Source organism: Neobacillus sedimentimangrovi, assembly GCF_010614825.1.
GTDB classification, from domain to species: Bacteria; Bacillota; Bacilli; order Bacillales; family Cytobacillaceae; genus Neobacillus; species Neobacillus thermocopriae.
Genome location: NZ_JAAFZF010000084.1, coordinates 1 through 4,633, shown reverse-complemented (window position 1 = coordinate 4,633; position 4,633 = coordinate 1). Strand labels below are relative to the sequence as shown.

The following is a 4,633-nucleotide window of genomic DNA, read 5'->3' as shown; positions in this document are numbered from 1 at the left end:
GCAAATCTAGAGATACAGAAAACACTTATAGAACCTCCTGTTATGTTAATTGGTCGCTAACATTATTGCCAGGATTCTATGAGTGTTTTCATTTTTTTGTTTAAATCACAAATTTTGGTGATGAATCCAAATTTGAAGGGAAGAATATGCGTAATTCTATTAGTTACGATTTGTAGTCGCTCTGTTTTTAAATTAGGGTTTAATTGTTTCCCCCGTACAAAATCTTTTATTTTCTTAAATTTTTATAAAAGAGGACAAAAAGGTTGCTGTAGACCCACCCTCTAATAAGTTGATATTCTTTTTTTGTACTAAAATTATTGGGGGAAGATGGATGGATGATCAAAAATACATAAATCTAAAAATAGGCGAACGGGGTGCAATCATTAGCATCATTACATATATTTGTCTATCGTTTATCAAGTTGGTTATAGGATATACGAGTCACTCTGAAGCGTTAAAAGCAGATGGATTAAATAATACTACTGATATTATTGCATCCATTGCTGTATTGATTGGATTAAGATTAGCTCGAAGGCCCCCCGATGAAGATCATGGTTATGGACATTGGAAAAGTGAAACGATTGCATCAATGATAGCTTCATTGATAATGATTGCAGTTGGTATGAAAGTATTGGCCGATGCTACTACATCTATTTTTGTAAGTAAAGAGGAATTTCCTGATATAATTGCAGCATATGTCGATGTGTTTTCGGCAATAGTCATGTATTTTGTTTATCTCTATAATAAAAAACTTGCAATCAAAATTAATAGCAAATCTGTTATGGCAGCTGCAAAAGATAATATTTCCGATGCATGGGTAAGTCTCGGGACAGCGATAGGAATATTTGGGTCTCAATTAAACATGCCGTGGCTAGACCCTCTAACAGCAATAATAGTTGGAATACTAATTATAAAAACAGGTTGGACTATATTTAGACAGGCTTCTCATGAGCTTTCCGACGGTTTTGATGTAAATAAAATTCAGCTTTATTATAATGTCATTAAAAATATAAATGGGGTTAAAGGGATAAAAGAAATAAAAGGAAGAAACTATGGTAATAATGAAGTGCTGGATATTGTCCTTTTAGTAGATTCTACGTTAGATATTAACCAAGCCCATGACATAGCTACACAGGTTGAAAAGGTTATGATAAGAGATTATGGCGTCTACGAAGTCCATGTACATGTTGAACCGAATTAACGGAAAAATACTAATTAGTATTTAGCATATTTACATTATTCGATCTATGTAAAACACTGTTTCTCTCCTGTTAAATAGTTCTTCCTTGATGCGGGAGAGAAGTAGGGGAAAAGAGGACCGGGGGTTTATTTCTAGAAGATCTTCGGTTTTTTTGTGCGAATTAAGGAGTTATTCAATTATTTCAATCAAAAATATGTCTATTATGGAACATAAATTTTTTTATTAAAATCAAAGTAAAAATCAGTACAATTTCGTGCGAATATCGAGAAAAGAGAAATGAAATTTTTATTTGGGCTCATATTGGACAGATCTTTGTTCTATTGGTGATATAAGATATGGAAATTTTTTAATTTATTGAAACAATTTGCTAAATATTTCCGTATATTAACCTGGGGGAATTATGCTTAAAGAGGTGAAAGAGTGTATAGATTAATTATTCTTTTTGTATTAGTCCAACTAGCTATTTTGGCTAGGTATGTAGTATATGAAGCATTTGATCCAATTTCCTATGGAGCGACTTACATATTTTTATTTGCTGCATTCATTATATATTTTGTTAGTAAAAGTTCTACAAAGAAAGAATTGCAGTATGAACCTAGACAAATTTCTTCGTGGTCTTTTTTAAACAAACAGAGTGTTTTCACTATTGAAAAACCATTTTATAAAGGAGAAGTTAAGCGGGGAACGATACAACGAAGGTTTCTGAAAAAGTGGCATTATTTTATTGCCGATCTTTTGGGATCCAAATTCTTCTTAGCATTAACAATAAAAATTGATGGTGTTCAATTTGATATTAAGCCAACAAAGGAAAAATTTTTTTCAAAACAAGATTACTGGACGATTTATAAAAATGGAGAAATGGTAGGAACTGCGAAAACAGTGGTGGATATAAAAAATACAGTAAAGCTAAAAGAAGTAATTGAATTTCAAATCGGTGAAAATTCGTATTATACTGCTGCTGCAACGGTTACCTCTCATATTTCATTAATACATAAAGATGAAGAAATTGGTGAAATGAAGAGAAATCATATTATATGTAACGTATATGTGATTGATGTAAAGGACGATTCTCCAGAGAAAATCATCGCATTGATTCTTCATGCATTTTATTATAAAAATGCTTAGATATGGATTGGAAAATAGTAATTTGATTGTAAATTAAGTCATTTTATTCTCCTGGTCTCTATTTAATGACAAACTATCTCCAATACCGGTTAAAGAAAAGCACCAGTATGGAATAACTTCCACTATACTGGTGCATTTAGTATTTTTATTTAACTGTTAGTTCACTTTCAGTTACCCATTTATGATTAGTCACTTTTTCTCCTGTTGTGGAAGTGTAATCAACCATATAGATGGTAGTCCGTTGAGCCGAGTCAATTACCGCTTTGGCACCCTCCATGCCTTTCATATGGTCTGCCTCAACAGTTACTTCGTCACCTGGTTTATATGGTTGGTCCACAGCATCTTTAATCTCTTCATGGATAATCCATTTGTGGTTTGTTACTTTTTCTCCACCAGTTGTCGGTGTATATGAAATGGTATACACAGTAGTTTCGTAAGCACCAATAATGGTTGCTTCTGCACCTTTCATGCCCTCCATGTGGTCGGAATTAATTATTGCTTTACTTCCAACCTTAAATTTTGGGTTTGCAGCCTCTTTTAAACCTTGAGGGACTTCACCTGAACTTGAATGATTCATATCCATACCTTCATGGTGCATTTCCGTCATGCCCTCATCTTTTGTAGAGTTCGAATTCTGCTTTTGCTCTGTTTTATGGTCGGCTTGATTTTTATTGGAATGTTCACTGTTATCATTGGAACATGCTGCAAGAAATAAGGCAGCAATCACGGTTAGAAGAAATAAGATCGTACGTTTTTTCACTATCATTTCCTCCCTAATCTTGTTTCCTAGTAATAGTACAACAAAAATGTGCAGAATTTGTGCAGAAAACCAAAACAAAATAAGTTATTCAAAAATTAAAAGAATCGGAACCTAGTTTACTCAAAAAATTGTCATAAATGAAGTCGGGTTCTTCAAATTTTCTGCACAAAATTTTTTTACATTTATGGTAACAATATTAAGGAGTGTTTATATGAAAAAACATAGTATTATAACCTTATTATTTCTTCTTAGCCTATTTTTAGTTGCATGTGGTAATGGCACAGACAATAAATCGAAGGATACAATTAATAATCCTGTAAATAGTGATAAGTCAACCCAAGTTGTATCAAAAAAAGAAAAAGTAAATTTTGTTTATACAGCTGATCATGGGAGCATTACGAAAATGGATGCTACAACCAATAAAACTGTTAAATCAATAAAAATTGAAGGTTCAGTTCATAATGTTCAAATATCACCTGATGGGAAAATTCTAGGTGCTACTGTTGTTCCTGAAATGAGTGAATACGGAGAACATAGTGGACATGAGGAAAAAATAAATGGGTATGCTCTGTTTTATGATGTGGAATCGGATAAATTACTCCACAAAGTAGAAGTGGGAGCCCATCCAGCTCATATTGTGTTTACAGAAAATAGAAAGTATGCATTAGTGACAAACAATGAAGATAACAATGTTTCAGTGATTGATTTATCGTCATATAAGGTGGTTCAAAACATTTCAACAGGGAAGGGCCCACATGGTTTTCGTATTGCGGCTAATAGCAAAACAGCATATATTGCAAATATGGGCGAGGATACTGTTAGTGTGATTGATTTAGATAGTATGAAAGAAATGAAACAAATAAAGGTAGGAAAAACCCCGGTTACAACAGGAATTACACAAGATGGAAAAACACTTGTTACAACCTTAAATGCTGAAAATTCAATAGCTATTATTAATCTCGATACTGATAAGGTTGATAAAGTTTCAGTGGGAGAAGGACCAGCTCAAGTTTATATTCAATCTAATGGTAAATATGCATTTGTTGCCAATCAAGGTACACCTGAAAATCCAGCAAATAGCATATCCAAAATTGATCTTGAAACCAAAAAAGTGGTCGCAACAATTAAGGTTGGAAATGGTGCACATGGGATAGTGACGAGTGATAACAATAAATTTGTTTATGTTACTAATATGTATGATAACACTGTGAGCGTAATAGAAAACGAGGGAAATAAAGTAATTGCGACAATGAAGGTTGGAATGGAGCCAAATGGAATTACAGCAATAAATTAAAAAAGGGTGTCAGCTACGGTACTGCACCCCAAAAGTTAGAGTTAAAATCTAACTTTTGGGGTGTTTTTTATGGCTAAATATAGTGAAGAATTTAAGATGATGGTTGTACTAGAATATCTTAATGGTCCATTAGGTTGTGGATTACTTGCAAAGAAATATAAGCCACTAGCAGAATCACAGTTAAGACGATGGGTACGAGCTTATCAAGAATTTGGTCGAATTGGTTTGGCAGCCAAGAAAAATAAGCAGTTTT

Annotated in this window: 5 protein-coding genes; 4 read left to right on the top strand and 1 reads right to left on the bottom strand. The window is 33.2% G+C overall.

Going from position 1 to position 4,633, the window contains the following annotated elements:
• The first annotated feature begins 331 nt into the window (after positions 1-331).
• Both GZA11_RS16035 and GZA11_RS16030 read left to right on the top strand, forming a co-directional pair.
• Positions 332-1,201: a cation diffusion facilitator family transporter gene (locus GZA11_RS16035; protein ID WP_038538623.1), complete on the top strand. Its 870-nt coding sequence runs from the start codon at positions 332-334 to the stop codon at positions 1,199-1,201.
• A 420-nt stretch (positions 1,202-1,621) separates the two neighbouring features.
• Positions 1,622-2,326 (top strand): hypothetical protein, encoded by a 705-nt coding sequence (locus GZA11_RS16030; protein WP_038538626.1) that lies wholly within the window; start codon positions 1,622-1,624, stop codon positions 2,324-2,326.
• A 145-nt stretch (positions 2,327-2,471) separates the two neighbouring features.
• Here the strand turns inward: GZA11_RS16030 and GZA11_RS16025 are convergent, their stop codons facing one another.
• On the bottom strand, positions 2,472-3,092 hold the full coding sequence (locus GZA11_RS16025; RefSeq protein ID WP_200878193.1) for a YdhK family protein: 621 nt from the start codon (positions 3,090-3,092) through the stop codon (positions 2,472-2,474).
• A 205-nt stretch (positions 3,093-3,297) separates the two neighbouring features.
• Here GZA11_RS16025 and GZA11_RS16020 point away from each other — a divergent pair, with 205 nt between their 5' ends.
• The gene (locus tag GZA11_RS16020; protein ID WP_163184381.1) at positions 3,298-4,380 is read left to right on the top strand and encodes a YncE family protein; all 1,083 of its coding nucleotides are present in this window, start codon (positions 3,298-3,300) and stop codon (positions 4,378-4,380) included.
• Positions 4,381-4,449: 69 nt separating this feature from the next.
• A partial coding sequence (locus GZA11_RS16015; RefSeq protein WP_163183808.1) for a helix-turn-helix domain-containing protein occupies positions 4,450-4,633 on the top strand: 184 nt, incomplete at its 3' end.